The 20,663-nt window shown below is 52.5% G+C and carries 13 protein-coding genes; 9 read left to right on the top strand and 4 right to left on the bottom strand.

All coding sequences use genetic code 11. The features are described 5' to 3' along the window. Positions 1 to 12: 12 nt before the first annotated feature. On the bottom strand, positions 13 to 2,616 hold the full coding sequence (locus AB1L42_RS09065; protein WP_367053543.1) for a protein kinase: 2,604 nt from the start codon (positions 2,614 to 2,616) through the stop codon (positions 13 to 15). Between the two features lie 92 nt (positions 2,617 to 2,708). Next, the gene (locus AB1L42_RS09060; protein ID WP_367053541.1) at positions 2,709 to 3,077 is read right to left on the bottom strand and encodes a hypothetical protein; all 369 of its coding nucleotides are present in this window, start codon (positions 3,075 to 3,077) and stop codon (positions 2,709 to 2,711) included. 147 nt (positions 3,078 to 3,224) lie between these two features. Here AB1L42_RS09060 and ilvB point away from each other — a divergent pair, with 147 nt between their 5' ends. The 5 genes from ilvB (at position 3,225) to AB1L42_RS09035 (ending at position 9,995) form a co-directional block, all read left to right on the top strand. Beyond that, positions 3,225 to 5,042, top strand: coding sequence for a biosynthetic-type acetolactate synthase large subunit (ilvB, locus tag AB1L42_RS09055; RefSeq protein ID WP_367053539.1), 1,818 nt, complete (start codon positions 3,225 to 3,227; stop codon positions 5,040 to 5,042). Positions 5,043 to 5,694: 652 nt separating this feature from the next. Continuing rightward, positions 5,695 to 6,711: a 3-deoxy-7-phosphoheptulonate synthase gene (gene aroF / locus AB1L42_RS09050; protein WP_367054820.1), complete on the top strand. Its 1,017-nt coding sequence runs from the start codon at positions 5,695 to 5,697 to the stop codon at positions 6,709 to 6,711. Positions 6,712 to 6,720: 9 nt separating this feature from the next. Continuing rightward, the gene (gene hpt / locus AB1L42_RS09045) at positions 6,721 to 7,245 is read left to right on the top strand and encodes a hypoxanthine phosphoribosyltransferase (RefSeq protein WP_367053537.1); all 525 of its coding nucleotides are present in this window, start codon (positions 6,721 to 6,723) and stop codon (positions 7,243 to 7,245) included. A 534-nt stretch (positions 7,246 to 7,779) separates the two neighbouring features. Then, positions 7,780 to 8,673 (top strand): UDP-2,3-diacylglucosamine diphosphatase, encoded by an 894-nt coding sequence (locus tag AB1L42_RS09040; protein WP_367053535.1) that lies wholly within the window; start codon positions 7,780 to 7,782, stop codon positions 8,671 to 8,673. A gap of 206 nt (positions 8,674 to 8,879) precedes the next feature. Continuing rightward, positions 8,880 to 9,995, top strand: coding sequence for a glycosyltransferase family protein (locus AB1L42_RS09035; RefSeq protein ID WP_367053533.1), 1,116 nt, complete (start codon positions 8,880 to 8,882; stop codon positions 9,993 to 9,995). A gap of 267 nt (positions 9,996 to 10,262) precedes the next feature. On the opposite strand, the gene AB1L42_RS09030 is transcribed toward AB1L42_RS09035, so the two are convergent. Beyond that, positions 10,263 to 11,252: a fatty acid desaturase gene (locus AB1L42_RS09030; RefSeq protein ID WP_367053531.1), complete on the bottom strand. Its 990-nt coding sequence runs from the start codon at positions 11,250 to 11,252 to the stop codon at positions 10,263 to 10,265. A gap of 264 nt (positions 11,253 to 11,516) precedes the next feature. On the opposite strand from AB1L42_RS09030, the gene AB1L42_RS09025 reads away from it, so the two are divergent. The 3 genes from AB1L42_RS09025 (at position 11,517) to metH (ending at position 17,547) form a co-directional block, all read left to right on the top strand. Continuing rightward, the gene (locus AB1L42_RS09025; protein WP_367053529.1) at positions 11,517 to 11,927 is read left to right on the top strand and encodes a Dabb family protein; all 411 of its coding nucleotides are present in this window, start codon (positions 11,517 to 11,519) and stop codon (positions 11,925 to 11,927) included. A gap of 285 nt (positions 11,928 to 12,212) precedes the next feature. After that, positions 12,213 to 13,490, top strand: coding sequence for an adenylosuccinate synthase (locus AB1L42_RS09020; RefSeq protein ID WP_367053527.1), 1,278 nt, complete (start codon positions 12,213 to 12,215; stop codon positions 13,488 to 13,490). 367 nt (positions 13,491 to 13,857) lie between these two features. Continuing rightward, entirely contained in the window at positions 13,858 to 17,547 is a 3,690-nt protein-coding gene (gene metH, locus AB1L42_RS09015) for a methionine synthase (protein ID WP_367053525.1), read from the top strand. Between the two features lie 71 nt (positions 17,548 to 17,618). On the opposite strand, the gene AB1L42_RS09010 is transcribed toward metH, so the two are convergent. After that, positions 17,619 to 19,340 carry an acyltransferase family protein gene (locus tag AB1L42_RS09010; RefSeq protein ID WP_367053523.1) on the bottom strand — a complete coding sequence of 574 codons (1,722 nt, stop codon included), beginning with the start codon at positions 19,338 to 19,340 and terminating at the stop codon, positions 17,619 to 17,621. A gap of 299 nt (positions 19,341 to 19,639) precedes the next feature. On the opposite strand from AB1L42_RS09010, the gene AB1L42_RS09005 reads away from it, so the two are divergent. Next, on the top strand, positions 19,640 to 20,647 hold the full coding sequence (locus tag AB1L42_RS09005) for a N(4)-(beta-N-acetylglucosaminyl)-L-asparaginase (RefSeq protein WP_367053521.1): 1,008 nt from the start codon (positions 19,640 to 19,642) through the stop codon (positions 20,645 to 20,647). Positions 20,648 to 20,663 lie beyond the last annotated feature (16 nt).

The raw sequence follows: 20,663 nt of genomic DNA, 5'->3' as shown, positions 1-20,663 counted from the left end.
AATCAGGCGGGTCTAGCGAGATTCGACCGCCCCGATGAACTTTGCTCCCCGGAAGGGAGTCTCGACCGGCGACCGCAGATCGGGTTTGGACGGCTTCAGAAAATCGCCGGATTCTGGATCCAACGAAACAAAGTCGAGACCGTCGACATCGAGCCGCCCCGCATCTTCGAAGATGTTCAGCCATTCTGAGGCGGATTGCTTGGAACCCGTCGACCAGTTCGACCGAGTGGGCGGGCCATTCTTTCCGATCTCGGCGAGCGAGACATTGGGTGAACGGGTGGTCACTTCGCCATCCGGGGTCTCAAAAAACAGATTCTGCACGAAACTCATGCCAGAGATCCGATCGACCTGTCCCGATTCAATCACAATTCCCCGAGCACATTGGTAGAAGGTGTTGTTGCTGATAACAGCTCCCATGATGGATCGCTCGCTGCCTGCAAACCGAATCGCAGCTTGAGCTCCTTGGAAAATGCATCGCTCGACGATCAAGTCTTCCAGGTCTTCGTTCAGCTGCACATCCGAATCGAACTGCCCAAGAAATCGGCACTGCTTGATCCGGACGTGTCGCGTGCTGGAGAAGCTGGCTTCAATCGACGACTCCGATGTGAATTGGATCGCAACTACCGGCTGCTGATCCGATACAAATCGGCAATTCTCGAAAGTCACCGGTTGCTGGGCGAGTCCACTCACTCCGAAACACTGGATGCCCCGCTGGCCAATGTTTCGAACCGTGACATTCCTGAATGTCGTCCCGGTCGAATAGCCAGCGATGCTGATCGCGCTCGGACACTCCGCAGCATCGAAGACGAGATTCGAAACGGTGAGCCCCTCCACTGACTTCAAACTCAGAAGAGAAGAATTCTTCCCGGTGATGACCGGAGGTACTGACTCGTCGCCGGTGATTTCGAATCCTCGCGGGAACTGTCCCAGCCCCGAGTTGTCGATGACGAGGTGTTCTTCGAAGGTTTCGCCTGCAGCGACCTGTATTTTCTGAAAGCGCCGCTTCGTCGGATCTTGTTTCAACACGTACTGAAGAGCGGGTCGCAAACTTCGAAAATTACCTGACGGCCCAACAGTGATCGTGTCGCCAGTGATTTTTGAAAGCGGTTCAATCGACTCTTCTGCCTGGTCCTCTTCAACAACTGGCGGCGCGGGAGGTTGATTTGGCTCGGGCTCAGCACCATCTCCGGAAAACATCAACCAGAGAACGACCAGAACGATGCCTCCACCGCCCCACATCCAGAAAGGGCTGATCGACTTGGAACGTCGCGATCGGTAAGAAGAGTGCGAGGAAGTGATGGAACTCGAAGACCGACGCGTAATCTTGCTCGAATCAGCAGTGACATGCACGGTGCTGTCCGGCTCTTTTCCTCGTCTTCTGATCGTTGAGTCTGATTTACTCACTCCGGTCGGCGAGTCCGTCATCACATTGCTGTCGAGGCGGGAAAGAAAATCGACGAGTTCGTCGGGAGCATCGTCGTTTCCATCGCTGCGACTGTTTCGCAGGAGTGACTCAACGGTCGGTGTTTCCAACTGGGCAAGGGAGTCGCCGGATGGTTCTTCTTCGTTTGTTTCAAGCCACGCAGCGAGTTCATCAGCCACTGCCTGGGCGGTTTGAACTCGTTTTTGGGGATCTTTGACCATCATCCGCATGATGAGATCGCTGAGCTCAACCGGCACCTCTTTTTTGACTCGATGAACGGGCTTGGGTGTTTTGGACTGATGAGCGAGAAGTCGCTGGGCCAAGGTCCCTTCGTTGAAAGGTGGCCGTCCGGCGAGCAAAAAGTAGAACGTACAGCCGAGCGCGTAAATGTCTGCCCGCGTGTCGACATTGTGGCTGTCGACTGCCTGCTCCGGAGCAAGATAGTCCGCCGTGCCGAGCACCTTTTCGTCGTTGGCCACGGTGAGTGAAAAATCCTCATCCTTCCGAAAGGCTTTCGCGAGTCCAAGATCCATCATCCGGACAACACCCGCCCCGTCGACGATGAAGTTCCCGGGTTTGATATCGCGATGGATGAGCCCAGCATCGTGTGCGTGCTGGAGTCCGAGTGCTGCCTGGCGGATGTAGTCCGCAGCGGTCAGCGGTTCGAGCTGACCGAGTGCTCTGACGAGTTCGAAGAAATTGTGCCCCGGAATGAATTCCATCACCAGGAAATGGATTTCCAATTGGCCATCTACTTCTGAGTCGATGTCGTACGCGCGAACGATATTCGGATGATCAAGAGCTGCAACAGCCTGAGCTTCCCGATGAAACCGTTCCAGATAAGAAGAATCCTGAACGAGTTTGTGCGGCAACACCTTGAGCGCGACTTGCCGCTTCATCACAACGTGCTCGGCCAGGTAAACCGTACTCATGCCTCCTTTTCCGAGAAGCGTAAGCAGCTTGTATTTGCCGAGGAAAAATCCGCGATGTTTTCCCTTGAGAAGTTTGGCAGCTTGCCAGGGAGTGATGAGTTCCTTCTCAATCAGGACGTTGGCGAGGTCCTCCGGTCCCGTCGCCCCCTCTTGCTGTCGAAAATCGTTGACAGTCTGCGTCAGCACGGAAGCGTCAATCAGTCCGCTTCTTTTGAGTGTGACAATCAGAGATTCCAGGGGTGTTCCGGTTGTCGCATTCATTTCTGATCGATGCTGAAAACGTCAATGTTCACGGTATTGAGACTGGAAACTCTCTCAAGAGCGTAATGCTCCGGCTTGCGAGCCCAATTGGTCTACGTCTCTAGTTTGTCGTCCAGTTCGCTTGTCTGAATTTGCGAAGACCACCTCGAAAAATGCTCTAATTCATGAATTCCCTGTGACATCCGACCGAACCGGACACTCTCGAAGGGGTCCAATGTGGCGATTACGGGAAATACTCCACCATTGAGGATAAACTTGATCACGACTCGATGTACAGCGTACTCCGGCGTGCAATTTGACATTCTCGTTTTGGCGTAAACTTTTTGCTGCTGGCCAATTGTGTCGGCAGTGAAGACGAAGTCAGGCAGCCTCCGTCCCAACACGGCGAGCGGGATTCGACCAGCGCCCCACAATCCCATCGACAAAAACTGTTGGAACAATGGACCGATTGTGCCACGCATTGATTGACTGCCACGTTTTCGGGAAACTGCTGTCTGATTTTTCTCGTCGTCGGAATTGGATTTCGTTACACTTACTACTCAGTGGTTATCAGGGAAATTGCCCCGCACCACCATATCTTTACATGCAAATCAGCAGAAGGCATTGTTGTGTCGACAGTCGCGGAACCGAAAACTGAAAAGAGTGCCCTCACCGGAGCCGAAATTCTCGTTGAAGCGTTGATCCGTCAGGGAGCTCAAAGCGTATTCGCTTACCCCGGTGGCGCCAGCATGCCTCTCCATCAGGCATTGCGAAAAAATCGCGATCAAATTCGGACCATCCTGCCGCGACATGAGCAGGGTGGCGGATTCGCAGCTCAGGGTGTTTCACGCACCAGCGACGAAGTCGGAATCTGCATGGCAACCAGTGGTCCGGGAGCGACAAATCTCGTCACCGCCATTGCCGATGCCAAGATGGACAGCGTTCCGATGCTGGCCATTACGGGGCAGGTCCCGCAGAAAGTGATCGGGACTGATGCGTTTCAGGAAACGCCGATCGTCGAAATCGCCCGCGCTGTGACCAAACATCACTACATGATCACGGCAGAAGATCCAGACGATGAAGCATCTGTTCAGGAAGCGCTCCGAAGCATTCCTCGCATCGTCAAGGAAGCCTACTTCGTTGCGAAAACTGGTCGACCCGGTCCAGTTTTGATCGATTTCCCGAAGAACATCCAACTCTCCAAAGCGGATGGAGAAATCGACTACGACCCACCCATGTATCTGCCCGGTTATCATCCGGAACGTCGTCAGGTCGCCCCGGAACAAATCAATCAGGTGATTGCAGCGATTCGTCGCTCGAAACGCCCTGTTCTGTACGTCGGCGGCGGATGTATTAACTCCGACGCAGCAGCAGAACTGACTGCTTTCGCCAAGAAAGCCAATATCCCTGTGACCATGACATGCATGGGGCTCGGTTCATTTCCTGGTGACGATCCACAGTCTCTTCACATGCTGGGGATGCACGGAACGGTTTATTCCAACTTCGCTGTGAACGAAGCTGATCTCCTGCTGGCCTTCGGCGTTCGCTTCGACGATCGCGTGACTGGCAAACTCGAAGAGTTCGCGAAGCATGGAAAAATCATCCATGTCGACATCGACCCTTCCGAGATGAACAAGAACAAGGAAGCTCATTTCCCAATCGTCGCAGATCTGAAATTGTTCCTTGAAAACCTCAATCGCGAATTCACCGATCAGGATGTCCCGCAGACAGACGACTGGTGGAAGCAGATCAACGAGTGGAAAGAAAAGTATCCGCTCAGTTACGCCGATGCTGGCGACCTGATTTTGCCGCAGTACGCGATTGATGAACTTTGGAAGCAAACGATTGAGCGCGACCCGTACATCTGTGTCGGTGTCGGTCAGCACCAGATGTTTGCAGCCCAGTTCTATAAGTTCCGTAAGCCAAAACACTGGCTCTCCAGTTCAGGCCTCGGCACCATGGGATTCGGTCTGCCAACAGCGATGGGAGTGCAGGCAGCCCACCCGGATTCACTCGTGGTCGACATCGACGGCGACGGATCGATCCTGATGAACATTCAGGAACTGGCAACACTCAACTGCGAAAAGCTTCCGGTCAAAATCCTGCTGTTGAACAACCAGCACCTCGGAATGGTTGTGCAGTGGGAAGACCGATTCATGGATGGACGCCGAGCTCATACTTACCTCGGTCCAGTCGATCATCCAGAAGCCCTCGGTGAAGGAAGCGGCAGCCATTACGAAGAAACGTATCCGAACTTCGTTCAAATGGCGGAAAGCTTCGGAATCAAAGCAAAGCAAGTTCGCAGCAAAGCAGAATTCCCAGCCGCTCTGAAAGAGATGCTGGACTCGGATTGTCCGTATTTGCTCGACGTGATTTGCCCATACCAGGAACACGTGTTGCCAATGATCCCAGCGGGCGGAACCGCTCGAGATATCATCACCGAGTAACAAAGAACCGGCGGATTCCGTCAGTTCAATAGTGTCTCACGGGTCCCCGCGAGATGAATTGTGTTGACTCCGATCCTCACGGCTCCTAGCATCCGTCGATCGATCTCACTTTATGTGATTGCACGACTGAGATTTTCTGTTCCTGAAAATAGAGCAGATCCTCGTTCACCAAATTTTAGAGATCGATCGATAAACAAGCGAAAAAACATGCTCGTTCACTGCGTCCCATCACTCGTTTCATTCCAGTCGTCACAATTGGCGAGCTGGTTTAGCGGGTATTATTGGTTTGCTTTTAAAGCAAATCGGGGCGGTTGACCGTGAACGTTTGAATGACGACTCAGCAACAAAGGCCCTGATTCCTGAATGGAAACAGGGCCTTTTTTTTGTTGATACAAACCCGATTCAATCCTTTTCCGGTTCAACTCTCCCTGATTTATTCCGGCAAGTTGACGTGAAACGAAACTGACGACGTGCGGTTTATCTGAAGACCAACTTCAATTGATCTCTGCACCCCAGAGACGGAGGGGCTTCGGTGTTTCAGCACGATTTCACAACTCCCACGGACTTGATGAGCGAAACAGCTCACCACCATTTACCAACACAACGCCAACCTTCCGGTGTGAATCTCTTGGAAGTGAACAAGGACAATTCGATGATCGTAGTGATGAAACCACACCCGACCCCTGAAATGATTCAGACCATGGTCGCTCGCGTTGAGAAAATGGGCTTAAAAGCACATGTCATTGAAGGGACTGAGCGAACGGTCATCGCAGCTGTCGGTGATGAACGCGACGGTGGCCGCGAGGCACTCGAGTCATACGACGAAGTGGAAAAAGTGATGCCGATCCTCGCCCCCTACAAAATCGCCAGCTCGGAGACGAAACCGGAGCCAACGGTCATTCGAGTTCGTGATCTCGTCATGGGAGGCGGCAACGTCGGCGTGATCGCGGGGCCTTGTTCGGTCGAGAGTGAAGAGCAGATCATGGAATCCGCTCGCAAAGTCAAAGCAGCGGGAGCAACGGGCCTTCGTGGGGGAGCGTTCAAACCTCGGACAAGCCCTTACGCTTTCCAGGGCATGAAGGAAGAGGGACTCAAATTACTCGCAGCTGCCCGAGATGAAACGGGCCTGGCTGTCGTCACCGAAGTGATGACCCCTCATCACGTTGAGTTGGTTGCGAAGTACACCGACGTTCTTCAAATCGGTGCGAGAAACATGCAGAACTACCATCTGCTTCAGGCAGTGGGTGAAGTGCGCAAACCAGTGCTGCTTAAGCGTGGGGCCTCAGCGACGATGGATGAGTTCTTGCTGGCAGCTGAATACATCCTCGATCAAGGAAACCAGGAAGTTGCGCTTTGCGAGCGTGGCATTCGATCATTCGAAGCCCATACTCGATTCACTCTTCCACTGGCGACTGTCCCGTACCTGCGGCAGCGAACTCACTTGCCAGTCGTCATCGATCCGAGCCACGGGACTGGAATAGCTTCGCTTGTTCCGCCAATGTGTACCGCAGCTGTCGCTGCCGGAGCGGACGGACTGATCATCGAAGTCCATCCCGATCCAAAGAACGCCATGAGCGATGGAGCCCAGTCGTTGACTCCGGAAGCTTTCGAAAAAGTCATGGTGCAGTGTCGCAAAGTTGCAGACGCCCTCGATTACAAAATGTCTTGAGCCATTGCGATGCATGATGTCCGTTGCTTGATTTCCGAATCAGAAATCCATGCTGCCGTCGAACGACTTGGTCACCAGATCAGCGATGATTTCGTCGACTCAGAATTGACGGTGCTTGGAATTCTGACGGGAAGTATCGTCCTGGTCACCGACCTGATGCGGCGGATCGCGGTGCGTCACCAGCTTGGATTGATACAAGCTTCAAGCTATCGCGGAGAAACGACACATCCGGGAGAGTTGATTATCAACCTCGACACTCTCCCGGAGATTCGTGGTCGCGATGTTTTGATTGTCGACGACATTTTTGACACCGGTCGAACGATGACAAAAGTACAGCGAGAACTCGAGCGATTTCAGCCACGCCGAATTCGTTCCGCTGTCTTGCTCTGGAAGAAGTCTCGAACCGAAGGTCCCGTTCGACCGGATTATCACTGCTTCGAAATTCCCGACGAATTCGTAGTCGGATACGGACTCGACTACAACGGAGAATATCGGCACCTACCTTACATCGGTGTTCTTCCACCACAGAGTTAATTGGCCTTCTTAAATCCGCTTTCATTCGATAGTGCGCTGTCGTTATAATATCAAATGAGTCCAAGCGAACTCCATCTGAGTTCCTGACTTTGCTCTTCCCCTCTGCCCACCAGTTCAGTTCGCCGCTTGCGCATATCACTATCGGCTTGGCTATGGGCTGAACCTCTTGATCCGCACCTCTTGCTGCTGTTGAATAACGCGAGACCAAACCGCTTTCACCGCAACATACGCGTCAGAGTGGACTCTGTGACACTTGGGAACCGGTCTTTCCTAGCGCTTCGTTCACAGTTCGTTCATGACTTCTTGCGTCTTTGGTGCAGCGGTCATTTCAAGCATTGTGTGTAGGACTCGAATTCGCACCGAGTTCATTCAATCTTTCACAGAATTAAAAACTCTTGTGCGACACTTCTCTTATGTTGGCGAAAGGAGTTGCCGTGAACTCAAACACTCACGGTAGGTCTTATCGAAGTTCAACCATCACTCAAGTTGGGTGGATGTTTTGCCAGCAATACTTCGCACACTCAGGGAAGAGTCATGAGACACGATGAGGTCAATCTCTCTCGGACCGACACGTCGGTGCGTGCGATGTTTCTCAGCGATATCCATCTCGGATGCCGCCACTCGCAAGCAAAGAAGCTTCTCGACTTTCTCTCCGACTACCGACCGCAATATCTCTACCTCATCGGAGACATCATTGACGGTCGAAGCCTCAGGCGAAAATGGAGATGGGCTCCCGAGTTGTCCGAGGTGCTGCTGCGGCTCATGGATCTTGCATCCCAGGGAACAGTAATTCGCTATGCCGTCGGGAATCACGATGATTTCCTGCGAAATCAAGAGCTGCGAAACCAACTCTCACGCTTTCAGATGGTCGAATTCGCTGAGGAATTTGTTCACCAAACAATTGATGAAAAGAAGTTCCTGGTGATTCACGGCGACCGCTTCGATCGCATTGAACAGTCTGCGAAATGGGTCTCAGTTGTCTCTTCCTGGGTATATGAAGGGCTCCTGACACTGAATCAGGCGTGGAGTTTTCTCGTCAATCAGCAGCTCTTTGGCGAATACTCATTCAGTGCGCGTGTGAAACGCAGCGTGAAATCAGTCGTTAAATACATCAGTGAGTTCGAACAGAAAATTGCCGACCACGCGAAAAAAATGGGCTGTGAAGGCGTGATCTGTGGACACATTCATACGCCTGTGAAAACGGAGATTGACGGACTCACGTACTGCAACACAGGTGACTGGGTTGAGAACTGTACCGCATTGCTGGAACACCACGATGGAACCCTCGAACTGAAATACGGTCCTAGCAGCCGATCTGAACATCTCTCGACTGACATCGCTTCCACCGCGACACAGCGACCACTCGTCTTGAGGCCAAGACCCGTTCCAAGCGGAACACGAGCCGCTTCAACGGCAACGCAGAGTTGACGTCTTGGCAGAATGGCAGAAGTACTTCGAGCCGTATCGCACGAAAACACAGACCGTGATTCTGAGCGGACAACGCCAGAGGACTGCAAGTCACAACGAAAACTGCTTTTCCAGCCCCGGAATTGAAGCCCGAATCACCTCAAGTTCAACGTCAGTGTTGATCTTCAGAATGGTGCGGATTCAACAGATTGAATGGAGCGTCGATCGTGGCCAAAGTTGTTTACAGTCTGGCAGGAGAAGGACGAGGTCATGCCACGCGTTCAAAGACGATCATCGACCAGCTCGTAAAACGTGGGCATCGCGTCTATGTCTTTGCTCCGGCTGTCGCGTATGAGCTTCTCTCGGAAGTCTATCAGGATTCAGAACGGGTCTTCGTTGAAGAGATTCCCGGTCTCGTCTTTCACTATCGAAACGAACGAGTCGACTTCGCTGGTACAACTCTGGGAACGATCGAATACGTCCGAGGGCTTCCGCTACTCGTCTCTCGCTTGCAGAACCGATTGGATCAGATCGAACCTGACCTGGCGATTACAGATTTCGAACCGGCTTTGCCTCGGGCAGCAAAACTCGCGGGCGTGCCCTGGATCAGCGTGAACCACCAGCACTTCTTGGTCGTCAGTGACTTTCATTCGCTGCCGAGATCGTTGCGCACCAAAGCCTGGTTAATGTCGAAGGTGGTGGGACAGTACTACCGCGATCCTGCGAAAATGGTCGTCTCTTCATTCTATTTTCCGCCTTTAAAAGAGCGGTATCGGGATACCGTTCAGACCGGTGTTCTGCTGAGAGATCAAGTCGTCAATGCTGTTCCCGAGAAACACGATCACGTCGTTGCTTACTTACGGCGATTTGCAACGGAGAAAATGCTCGACTCCCTCGCGAATTGCGGATCGCGAGTGAAGGTCTATGGCCTCGGGGAACGCCCCCGCTTGGGATCGATCGAATTCTGTCCGATCAGTAACTCTGGGTTTCTGGAAGACCTGCGGACATGTAAAGCATTGGTCTCCAGTGCGGGGAACCAACTCGTTGGAGAAGCACTCTTCCTGAAAAAGCCAGTGCTGGTCTTTCCGGAAGCGAAGAATTTCGAGCAGGAAATTAACGCCCGGTACCTTGAACAGTCGGGCGGAGGAACCTGGGTGGGCTATTCTGAGTTCGGCGAGAACGTAATGAGAGAGTTCCTCGAATCACTGAGTCAGTTTCAATGCAACATCCCTCGCGAAGCTCTCAACGGAAATACGCGTACGATGCAGGTCATTGATCACTTCCTTCCGACTCCGAAACGGACTCCGATCTTTTCTCAGCAGCTCGCTGTAGCTGGAGTTTGAGCAATTCCCAAGAGGTCGCCCTCTGCAAGTAGGCGTTAGTCTTTAGCGAGATAACGTGCCTCTGACCACCTGAACTCTCTCGCTTCGAGTGTTCTTGTCTAAAAAGAGCCGACGGACGTTCTTCCGAAATCCTCCTGAGCGAGTGAGCGAAAAGACATCTGATAAGTTCGTCGCCGAGCTGTGCACAAAATGAAACGACCACGCTGAATAGCGTGGTCGTTCTTGTTTCGAGAGTCAGTTGTCGCAATGAGTGGCGACGTTCGCAGCTTACGCCTGTGCGGATGATTCGGCGGGAATTCGGTCGTCGACATCGGTCGCTTGACCGATTTTTCTCAGGAGCGAAATCGCCCACCATGTTGGATCAAGTTCCCACCACTTGTGTCCAGCTCGTGCGAGCCTTGGGTGTGCGTGGTGATTGTTGTGCCAGCCTTCGCCGTAAGCGAGAATCGCAACCCACCAGAGATTACGTGACTGATCAGTTGTTTCGTAGTTCCGGTATCCCCAGAGATGTGTCGCTGAGTTGACGAACCAGGTGCTGTGGTAAGCGAAAACCATTCGCACACACATCCCCCACAGCAGCATCGGCAGGCCACCAACGTACAGCAGAGTCAAGCCAGTCGCCCAAAGCCACAACGCGAATGTTCGCTCGAAAAAGACCATTGTTTTGTCTTTCATGAGATCCGGAACATAGTACTTCTGCAGGAGCTCATCTTTGCGTTTTGGATTCTTAAGCATCATCCACCAGAGATGTGCCCACCAAGGGCCATCAAGTGGGGAGTGTGGATCGCCGGGGTTATCAGAATGGCCGTGGTGAACGCGGTGAGTTCCGCTCCAACGAATCGGTCCACCTTCACCAGCGATCACTCCGAAAAATGTCGCGACCACTTTGGCAGGCCACTTCAGTTTCAGAGATCGGTGTGACAGGCAACGGTGGTAAGCTAGGCAGATTCCGATGCTGCATGTCAGCCAGTGCAGGACGACAGCAACAGCGACTGCTTCCCAAGTGAAGAAGAACGGGGCGGCCAGTGCTCCGAGATGCATGCCTGTCATCCATGTCGCAACGACCGGATCCAGGTTTTTCCAGGTGAGTTGTCGTGGCTCGAAGTAAGACAGGAGTTCCTGACGAGCGATAGCTGATTCGCTCATCTCTTGGTCTTTGGTATCCTGATCAGCGTCGACGGAAACCAATCCTTCTTCATTGACGGATGGCTGGTCGATATCTTCGAGAACATCAGGTTGATCGATGAGTGTTGACATCTGCGATTCAATCCAGTTCATTGATGTAAGGTCAAAACACCCGGTCACCGGGCATTGAGCGGGGTTGTATCAGAATATTCGGGGTTGTTGTGTCAGACGGTGGCGAAACTTCAGTCAAAGTTGCGCCGACAAGTGTCAAAGAAATGTCAACAAAACGTAACCCATTACTGAAAAGACCTTTGCTACGAATCGCAAACTTCTCTGCGAAGCTGTTTTCAGCACAAATTCGAGTCGAAATCACGTTTTTGAAATGGAGAAAATCAGATGAAAGTCGTCTTTCAAGGCGTTGGAATCCTGGCACTCTTCGCTGCGTGCATGATTCTGACACGTGGTCAGGAGCAGAATGTGAGTGCGGAAGAGAACGAAAAAACCGTGCTGCGGCACGTTGTCCTGTTCAAATTCAAGGACGATGCGACCAAAGAGCAGATTTCGAAAGTCGTGGAGGAATTCGGAAAGCTTCCCGAGAAGATCTCTGAGATTCAGGACTACGAATGGGGAACGAACAACAGCCCTGAAGGACACGATAAAGGTCACACTCACTGCTTCCTGGTGTCGTTCAAAAGCGAAGCAGACCGAGACGCATATCTTCCCCATCCTGCCCATCAGGAATTCGTCAAGATCCTCCTACCCATTCTCGACGACGTAACTGTTGTGGATTATTGGGCGACAAATTGATTCGTGCGGGTTTCATTGGCCCATCGCGATGCTAAACTCGACATGTTTGGCGCAGGATCCGTCAGTCTCCACTGACGGATTTTCATTGCGCAGTGAAAATCTGTCTCGTTTCGTGTTGTCTTCACGATACTGGACTCCACGAAAAGACGTTCGCAGATGGAATCTCTAAACCGTTCTGACTCGACCGCCGATGCGGGTCGATCAGAGCCTCTAAGACTCCAATGACTTGTCGCTGGTCGATTGCGAATTGGGACAGTTTGATTTTTGGGAACTTTGGGAATTCAGATGTCAGTCACAGCAGTAGTTGGTCTCCAATGGGGAGACGAGGCCAAAGGAAAAATTGTCGATCTTCTGACAGACCAGCACGAAGTTGTTGTGCGATATCTGGGAGGAAATAACGCTGGCCATACTGTGATGTTTGGCGGGCAGACTTATAAACTGTCGCTGTTGCCAGCGGGCATTCTTCGCCCCGGCGTGACCTCGGTGATCGCCAATGGTGTCGTGATCAATCCCAAGGCGCTCCTGAGCGAACTCGACTCAATCGTGAAGCAGGGAGTTGATCCGGGAAATCTCCTGATCAGCGACAAAGCTCACGTTATCTTCCCGTATCACATGGTTGAAGAAGCGGTCCTCGAATCTCATCGCGGCGACAAAGCCATCGGAACAACGATGCGAGGAATCGGTACTTGCTATCGTGACAAGTACGGCAGAACGCACGCGATCCGGATGGGGGACTTGCTCCGCAAGGACTTGTTCCGCGAACGACTCAATGACGTCTACGAAACGAAGAAGTTGTTGATCAACGCGATGGATGCCAAAGCCGAATTACCGCCTGTCGATGAAATCTTCGACGAGTACATGGGCTATGCGGACATCCTCAAAGATCGAGTGATCGACACTACGTCCTATCTGCATCGAGCACTCCGAGAAGGCAAGTCGATGTTATTTGAAGGCGCTCAAGGGAGTCTTCTGGACATCGATCACGGGACATTTCCGTATGTCACCTCTTCCAACAGTTCAGGCTGTGGAATTCAAGCTGGCAGCGGCGTTCCGAGTCGGCGCATTGATCGCGTGATCGGAGTGGTCAAAGCTTACACAACACGTGTCGGTGGAGGTCCATGCCCGACAGAGTTGGAAGACGAGACTGGACAGCACATTCGTGACGAAGGCAACGAATACGGCACCGTCACGGGCCGTCCGCGTCGATGTGGATGGTTCGATGCCGTCGCCACCGCTCATGGAGCTCGCGTGTCGGGGATCGATTGTATCGCCGTCATGTTGCTTGACGTTTTGAGCAAGCTGGACGAAGTCAAAATTTGCGAAGCTTACGAGATCGATGGCGAGCGAACGACTGATTTCCCAAGCCAACTCGACGACCTCGCGAAAGCCAAGCCGATTTACCGAACCCTGCCCGGTTGGAAAACGGACATCACTGGCGTGCGTCGACTCGAAGACTTCCCCGCCGAAGCCAGAGCCTACATCGACTGTGTTTCTGAACTTCTCGAATCGAAAGTTGGATTCGTCTCGATCGGTCCTGACCGTGAGCAAACAGTCATTTTGTAGCTTGATGACATCAACACAAACATGACTTCAAGTGTTTGGGGTCATCTTTACATCCGCCAGTCACATCAAGTGGATTGGCTCGTACGCACTGACTGCAACAGCTGTGGCGGATTCGACGGCTCGCCTGATCTTGTCGGTTCGCCCCTGTTTCTCAGTTGATTTCTTGTTAGAATTGCGTTTCTCATCCGCGAAAAAACCGCGGGTGCCTGTCGAATCCCATCATTCTATTGACTCGGTGGGATAGAATAAGACTTGATGCTCTCTCAGATCTCGACTTGGAGTTGGGACAAGAGCATCGTCAGACGCGAACCCCTGGGCGACTCTTCCTCTCTTTAGGGTCAAGCCTACAAATTTTCTTGAGCACTCAATGAATTCGACCGAAGACCAGCTAAATCAGATTCTTGAAGAGCGAGTTCTTCTTCTCGATGGATCGATGGGAGCATTGATTTTTTCGAACAATCCTCAGGAAGAGGACTACCGAGGAGAACGGTTCAAGAACCATCCCGTCGACTTGCGAAACGCGGCGGACATTCTCGTCCTCACCCAGCCTCAACTCATTGAACAAATTCACCGAGACTATCTCGAAGCGGGTTCGGACATCATCGAAACCGATACGTTCACCGCGAGCATCATCACTCTCGAAGAATACAAACTGTCGGATCTGACTTACGAAATCAACAAGACAGCTGCGGAACTTGCTCGACGCGCAGCAGACGATTACACAAAGAAAACTCCTGACAAACCTCGCTTCGTCGCAGGGAGTATCGGTCCAACGAATCGCCAGTTGTCGATGAATGCCGATGAGCCTGGAGCTCGTCCTGTCAAATTCGATCAGATGGCAGCTTCGTATGCAGAACAGGTGCGAGGTTTGATCGATGGAGGAGTTGATATTCTCCTCCCGGAAACATCCTTCGACACGCTGAACATGAAAGCGGCACTGGTTGCTATCGATCAGGTCTTCCGTGAGAAGAACGTTCGCTTGCCGGTCATGTCGTCGTGTACGATTTTCGAAGGTGGTCGCTCGATGACCGCCCAGACAGTGGAAGCGTTCTACACATCAGTCTCACACTTTCCGCTGTTTAGCGTCGGCCTGAACTGTGCACTGGGACCGAAACAGATTCGCCCGTATGTCGAAGCACTCTCTCGTGTCGCCGACTGCCACGTCTCCTGCTATCCCAACGCCGGAATGCCAGACGGCATGGGTGGGTTCGACTCGAATCCGGAAGAAGTCGCTGCCGTCATTGGAGAGATGGCACAAAACAAATGGGTCGGTATTGTCGGCGGATGTTGTGGAACAACGCCGGAGTTCATTCGGCAAATCGCCAAACACGTTGACAGTACGAAACCACGCACTCGACCCGGCCGGAAAGCTGTCTCAAGCTACTCCGGTCTCGAACGATTCGAACTGACGGAAAGCTCGAATTTCTGCATGGTCGGGGAGCGGACGAATGTGACCGGTTCACGGAAGTTCGCTCGATTGATTCGGGAAGAGAAATTCGATGAAGCTTTGAGTATTGCTCACGGTCAAGTTGAGGGCGGAGCGAATATCGTCGATGTCAACATGGACGAGGGGCTCCTCGATTCTGTCGCTTACATGGAGAAGTTTCTGTGGCTTCTCTCGGACGACAGTCTCTCCGTGCCGATCATGATCGACTCCTCGAACTGGAAGGTCATTGAGGCAGGACTCAAATGTGTTCAGGGCAAGGGAATCGTCAACTCCATCAGCCTCAAAGAGGGTGAAGAGAAGTTTCTCGAGCAGGCGCAAATCGTACGCCGATACGGAGCCGCTGCTGTTGTGATGGCCTTTGACGAAGAAGGTCAGGCTGTCACAGCGGATCACAAGGTGGCGATCTGCAAGCGAGCCTATCAACTGCTCACAGAGAAAGCTGGGTTCCCGCCAGAAGACATCGTTTTCGATCCGAACATCCTCACCGTCGCGACGGGAATGGAAGAGCATAACAACTACGCTGTTGAGTTCTTCGATGCCATTCGACGGATCAAGCAGGAATGCCCGGGGGCGAAGACGTCCGGAGGTGTGAGTAACGTTTCGTTTTCATTCCGAGGGAACGATGTTGTCCGTGAAGCGATGAATGCATGCTTCCTCTATCACGCGATCGCTGCCGGTCTCGATATGGGAATCGTGAACGCTGGGCAGCTTGAAGTCTACGATGAGATTGAACCGAAGCTTCGCGAACTAATTGAAGACGTTCTATTCAATCGTCATCCGGAAGCGACCGATCGACTCATTGAATACGCTGAGGAAATCAAGAACTCATCGCGAGGCAAACAGTCCGACGCAAGTGCCCTCGCATGGCGGGAGAACACCGTTGAAGAGCGTTTGAAATATTCGCTTCTCAAGGGAATCACCGACTTCATCGTCGAAGATACAGAAGAAGCCCGGCAGAAATACGGACGACCGCTGAACGTCATTCAGGGTCCTTTGATGGACGGTATGAATGTCGTCGGAGAGTTGTTCGGAACAGGCAAAATGTTCCTGCCGCAAGTGGTGAAGTCCGCCCGCGTGATGAAGAAATCGGTCGCGTATCTTGAACCATACATGGAGCAGGAGAAACGCGAAGCCGGTCTTGAAAACGCTCCCGGTCGCGGAGTCGTTGTGTTGGCAACTGTCAAAGGGGACGTCCACGACATTGGGAAGAATATCGTGGGTGTGGTTCTGCGTTGCAACAACTTCGATGTGATTGACCTCGGTGTCATGGTTGCCTGCGAGAAAATCCTGGAGGTCGCACAGGAAAAGAACGCGGACATCATTGGGCTGTCGGGGCTCATTACGCCATCGCTTGAAGAGATGATCATTGTCGCCAAAGAGATGAACCGGACTGGCTTTCAAGTTCCGCTGCTGATCGGTGGCGCGACAACGTCTGCTCGCCACACGGCGGTCAAGATCGCTCCGAATTATGATTCACCGACTGTGCACGTCGTGGATGCATCTCTCTCTGTTCCGGTTGTTGAGTCTTTGCTCGATGACGACCGTCGAGAGGCGTTTATCACAAAGAATATGGAAAAGCAGGAAAAAGATCGGTCAGAGTTCAATAAGCGACAGGATCGAAATCTCGTTTCATACAACGATGCCTGCCAGCGACGGTTCGCAACCGACTGGAAGAGCGTCGATATTCCCGAACCAGGATTCCTCGGGAGTCGACAAATCGAGAATCAGAGCCTCGAAGAACTTCGCGAATTCATCGACTGGTCGCCGTTCTTCAGCACATGGGAACTCCGCGGCAAATACCCCAAGATTTTCGACGATGAACATGTTGGTGAAGAGGCTCGAAAGATCTTCGCTGACGCCAACAAGTTGCTCGATCGTATTATCACCGAAAAGCGACTGACCGCTCGTGGAATCTACGGATTCTGGCCAGCAAACAGTATCGGCGAAGACATCTATGTCTTTGGTCAAAACGATCTAGAACGTAAGAGCGATCCGATCGCGATCTTCCCGATGCTTCGACAACAATGGGAGAGAAAAGGACAGAAGGATTTCCGATCACTGACAGATTACATCGCTCCACTTGAGTCCGGTCGACGTGACTTTATCGGGGCATTCGCTGTCACTACTGGACATGGCTGCGATGAACTGGTGGCTGAATTCCTGGCCGAACATGATGACTACAACTCCATCATGACAAAGGCGATTGCAGACCGACTCGCAGAAGCCTTCGCAGAGTATCTCCACATGAAATCGAGAATTGAGTGGGGATACGACCAAGCTGATTCTCTGACGAACGATGACCTTATAGCAGAGAAGTATCGAGGAATTCGACCAGCTTTCGGATACCCAGCTTGCCCTGACCACACTCCGAAAGAACGATTGTGGAAGTTGCTCGATGCCGAGAAGGCGACTGGAATTCAGCTGACTGAGTCCTTTGCGATGTTCCCAGCGGCATCAGTGAGCGGGCTGTACTTTGCACATCCTGAATCGCGGTACTTCAGTGTCGACCGCGTGACAAAGGATCAGGTCACCGACTACGCAAAGCGATCCGGAATGACGCTGGAGCAGACCGAAAGGTGGCTGTCTCCGAATCTCGGATACACCCCGTAAGGCATATTCACAGAATCCATGTACTCGTCGAGAATGAACTGCCTCGACGAGTGCAAGAATTCCGACGCGCGTCAGGCGGACTCGACACCGATCTGAGCATCAGTCGGTCCAGCGGCCACTCTAACTGGGCGAGTTCTCGGTCCATTGAGAAGTCTTCCCAGCCAGGAGTATCGAACGAGTTTGTCGTAGCTGAGCAACAGAATTGCTGTGACAACAACATTGATCAGAATGAACTTCACTAACGCTGGAGCCGACCAGTCTCTCACTAGAATCTGTGCGACAAAAATCAGCGGAAGATGTGCCAGATACAACCAGTATGAAGAGTCTGAGAGGTAACGAATCGTCGGGTTCTCAGCATTCACAAACCGGCGAAAGACTCCCATCAAGCCGAACGTGAGCAACCAGGCATAGGTGACCTGAAGCGATGCTGAGATCAGTCGCGTTGCTGTCTCGCCAAGCTGTGGGCTGAATTCGCTCGATCCGAATGCGAAGACCAATCCGACGGGGAAGACCATAAAGATCGCCACCGGAATCGAAATCCACCAGTATTTGCCAACTCTTCCGGTTTCGTCGTCTGAATCGAAGTAGAGAGCACCGAACGCGAAGAACACACCGTAATACAACAGGACATGCGGGTAAGGAATCAGACCTGTCGAGGTGTCCGGGCCAAATGTCGGGAAAGCTCTGCCCATTTCCCACTGGGGAATCATGGTGATCGGGATCAGCCACAAATAGCGAAGAGGGGAAAGAATCCAGGGACCGTGGATTCCTTTCCAACCGATTCGATCGGCGAGCATCGCATAGACTGCGAAGGCAACGACGAGCCAGCACAAAAACCACAGGAACCACAGATGGTGAAAGAGATGCATCCCCATCAAAGTCTGAAGGAACTGTCCGAGTTGGAACTGACCACTCGCAACGGTCGCTACCGGAGGGGCGTTAGCCTGATTTTCTGTCAGCGCTGGTGATTCAAGGAGTGCGAGCACTTCCTGCCGCCCCGCTTCGACACTTGTCTGTTCGATGGGAACCTGAATCATCCCAGCGATGAACTGCGTCGTTCCCCAGTCAACTCGAGCTGATTCCATCGGTCGTTGACGTTGCGCGTTGAGAATGGTCGGATCAGCACCTGCATTCAAAAGTACCTTCAAGACTTCGCTGCGTCCGAGAAACGCCGCTGAGTGGAGGGCTGTATTCCCGTCTCGCGATTTCAGGGACGGATCTGCTCCCAAATTTAACAGCGTTTGAACGGTCTCTGGATCTTCAAATAACGCCGCATAGGCCAGCGGGCTGCTTCCCGACTCTCGATGCAATTGATTGATTTCATCTTGCGAAAACTCCCTTCTCGCGAGTTCTTCATGCTGCCCGAACCTGATCAACGTCCAGAGATCCGCATTCGCGAAGTCGCTCGGAGCCTCTTGTACAGCTGCGTTCGCTCCGGAGTAAATTGCCCAGATCATGATGACATTCGTGAGTGGAATGATCGTCGCCAATCCTAAAAGTAACGGAAGAAAAATCCGCTTAAAGCGATGTTGCAGCAAGGCTTTCAGTCCTCGCTTTCTCCACAGCATGGCCGTAAAAAAACCGCTCATCACAAAGAAGAGCGGCATTCGAAATCCGTGAACGAGGCTCATGAAGAGACCAAACATCGGGCTTTGGTTCTCATCTTGAACTGGCCAAGGAAGCGGCGTGAATGACAGCGCCGCATGCAAAGCAATCCCCAACAGCATCGCAAACGCGCGGAGTGCATCGAGGTCATGACGTCGCGAAATTGAGAGGCGATTATCTGAATTCATCTTGAATTTTTCGAAGAGGGGAAAACGCGAGAGGAACTCGACGCCGAATGAAAGTTTGAATTGAAGCCCGGAAGTCGTTTCACGATAGCGTGCCGGATTTCAGAATCTCGAAAATCACATTGGCAATTGTGATAGATCGAGAACATCTCTTGCTGTCGTGACGTCAGCTCATCAATGGTCGAGAACGTCAACAGACTCAAAAAGTTCACACTGATTTGCAATTTGTTGGGGAACTCGACGAAAACACAACCTGTTTCCTGTTCGAATGGTTTCAGCTTTCCACAACATTTGGAAGATCGATGTCAGAAATCACTGTGATCTCGTCGAAAAACGGCCTCGAAGCAACCCGCCACGCTTACCACGCTCTCGTCTCTGGATCGGACGGGCTGTCGGCAGTCGTCGAAGGGGTGACTCTTGTTGAGGATGATCCAGCAGATATGACCGTTGGTTACGGTGGGCTTCCCAACTGCAACGGTGAAGTTGAACTCGACGCTGCTGCCATGCACGGACCAACGCATCGAGTTGGAGGAGTCGCAGGGCTCAAGGGCTATCGGCATGCAGTTCGTCTGGCGAAGTTAGTTCTGGAACAGACGAAGCACGCACTTCTTGTCGGCGACGGGGCTGCCGAGTTCGCAAGGGCGAACGGGTTCCCAGAGGAGAATTTGCTGACAGAAACTGCCCGTCAAATCTGGCTGTATTGGAAACAGACGAACTCAACACGCGAGGACTGGGTTCCTCCGCCGTGGGAGACTCTGGCTCCTGAAGTTCAGAAGTTCTTTGCGAAGATGAAGCCCGGGACGGAAAGCACACACAATGCGTATCAACGCAGCGAGGTTGTTGATCGCCCCACCGGAACGATCCATTGCTCATGCATCGATGGGAGCGGAGATCTCTCGTGCGTCACCACCACGAGTGGACTCGCTTTCAAACTCCCCGGACGCGTCGGAGACTCCGCCATTCCGGGGGCGGGACTGTATGTCGACAATGAAATCGGAAGTTGTGGAAGCACAGGACGAGGAGAAGAGAATGTCCGGAACTGCTCGTCGTTTGCAGTCGTCGAACTGATGCGATCTGGCCTCAGCCCTGCTGAAGCTGGGTTGGAAGCCATGAAACGCATTGCCAACCACGTCGGCGAACCCTACTTGCTGGGTGACGATGGACGCCCTAACTTCGGTTTGAAATTCTACGTACTCGCCAAATCTGGCGAGTACGCAGGCGTTTCCATGTGGGGACCAACCCAATTCGCTGTGACAGACTCACAAGGGACGCGGTACGAAGACTGCGAATTCCTCTACGCGAAACCGTAATGCGAACTCGGTTCCA

This window comes from Thalassoglobus sp. JC818, from assembly GCF_040717535.1.
Classification (GTDB): Bacteria; Planctomycetota; Planctomycetia; order Planctomycetales; family Planctomycetaceae; genus Thalassoglobus.
The sequence above is the reverse complement of the archived record's forward strand: the minus strand, read 5'-3'. Positions and strand labels throughout refer to the sequence as shown.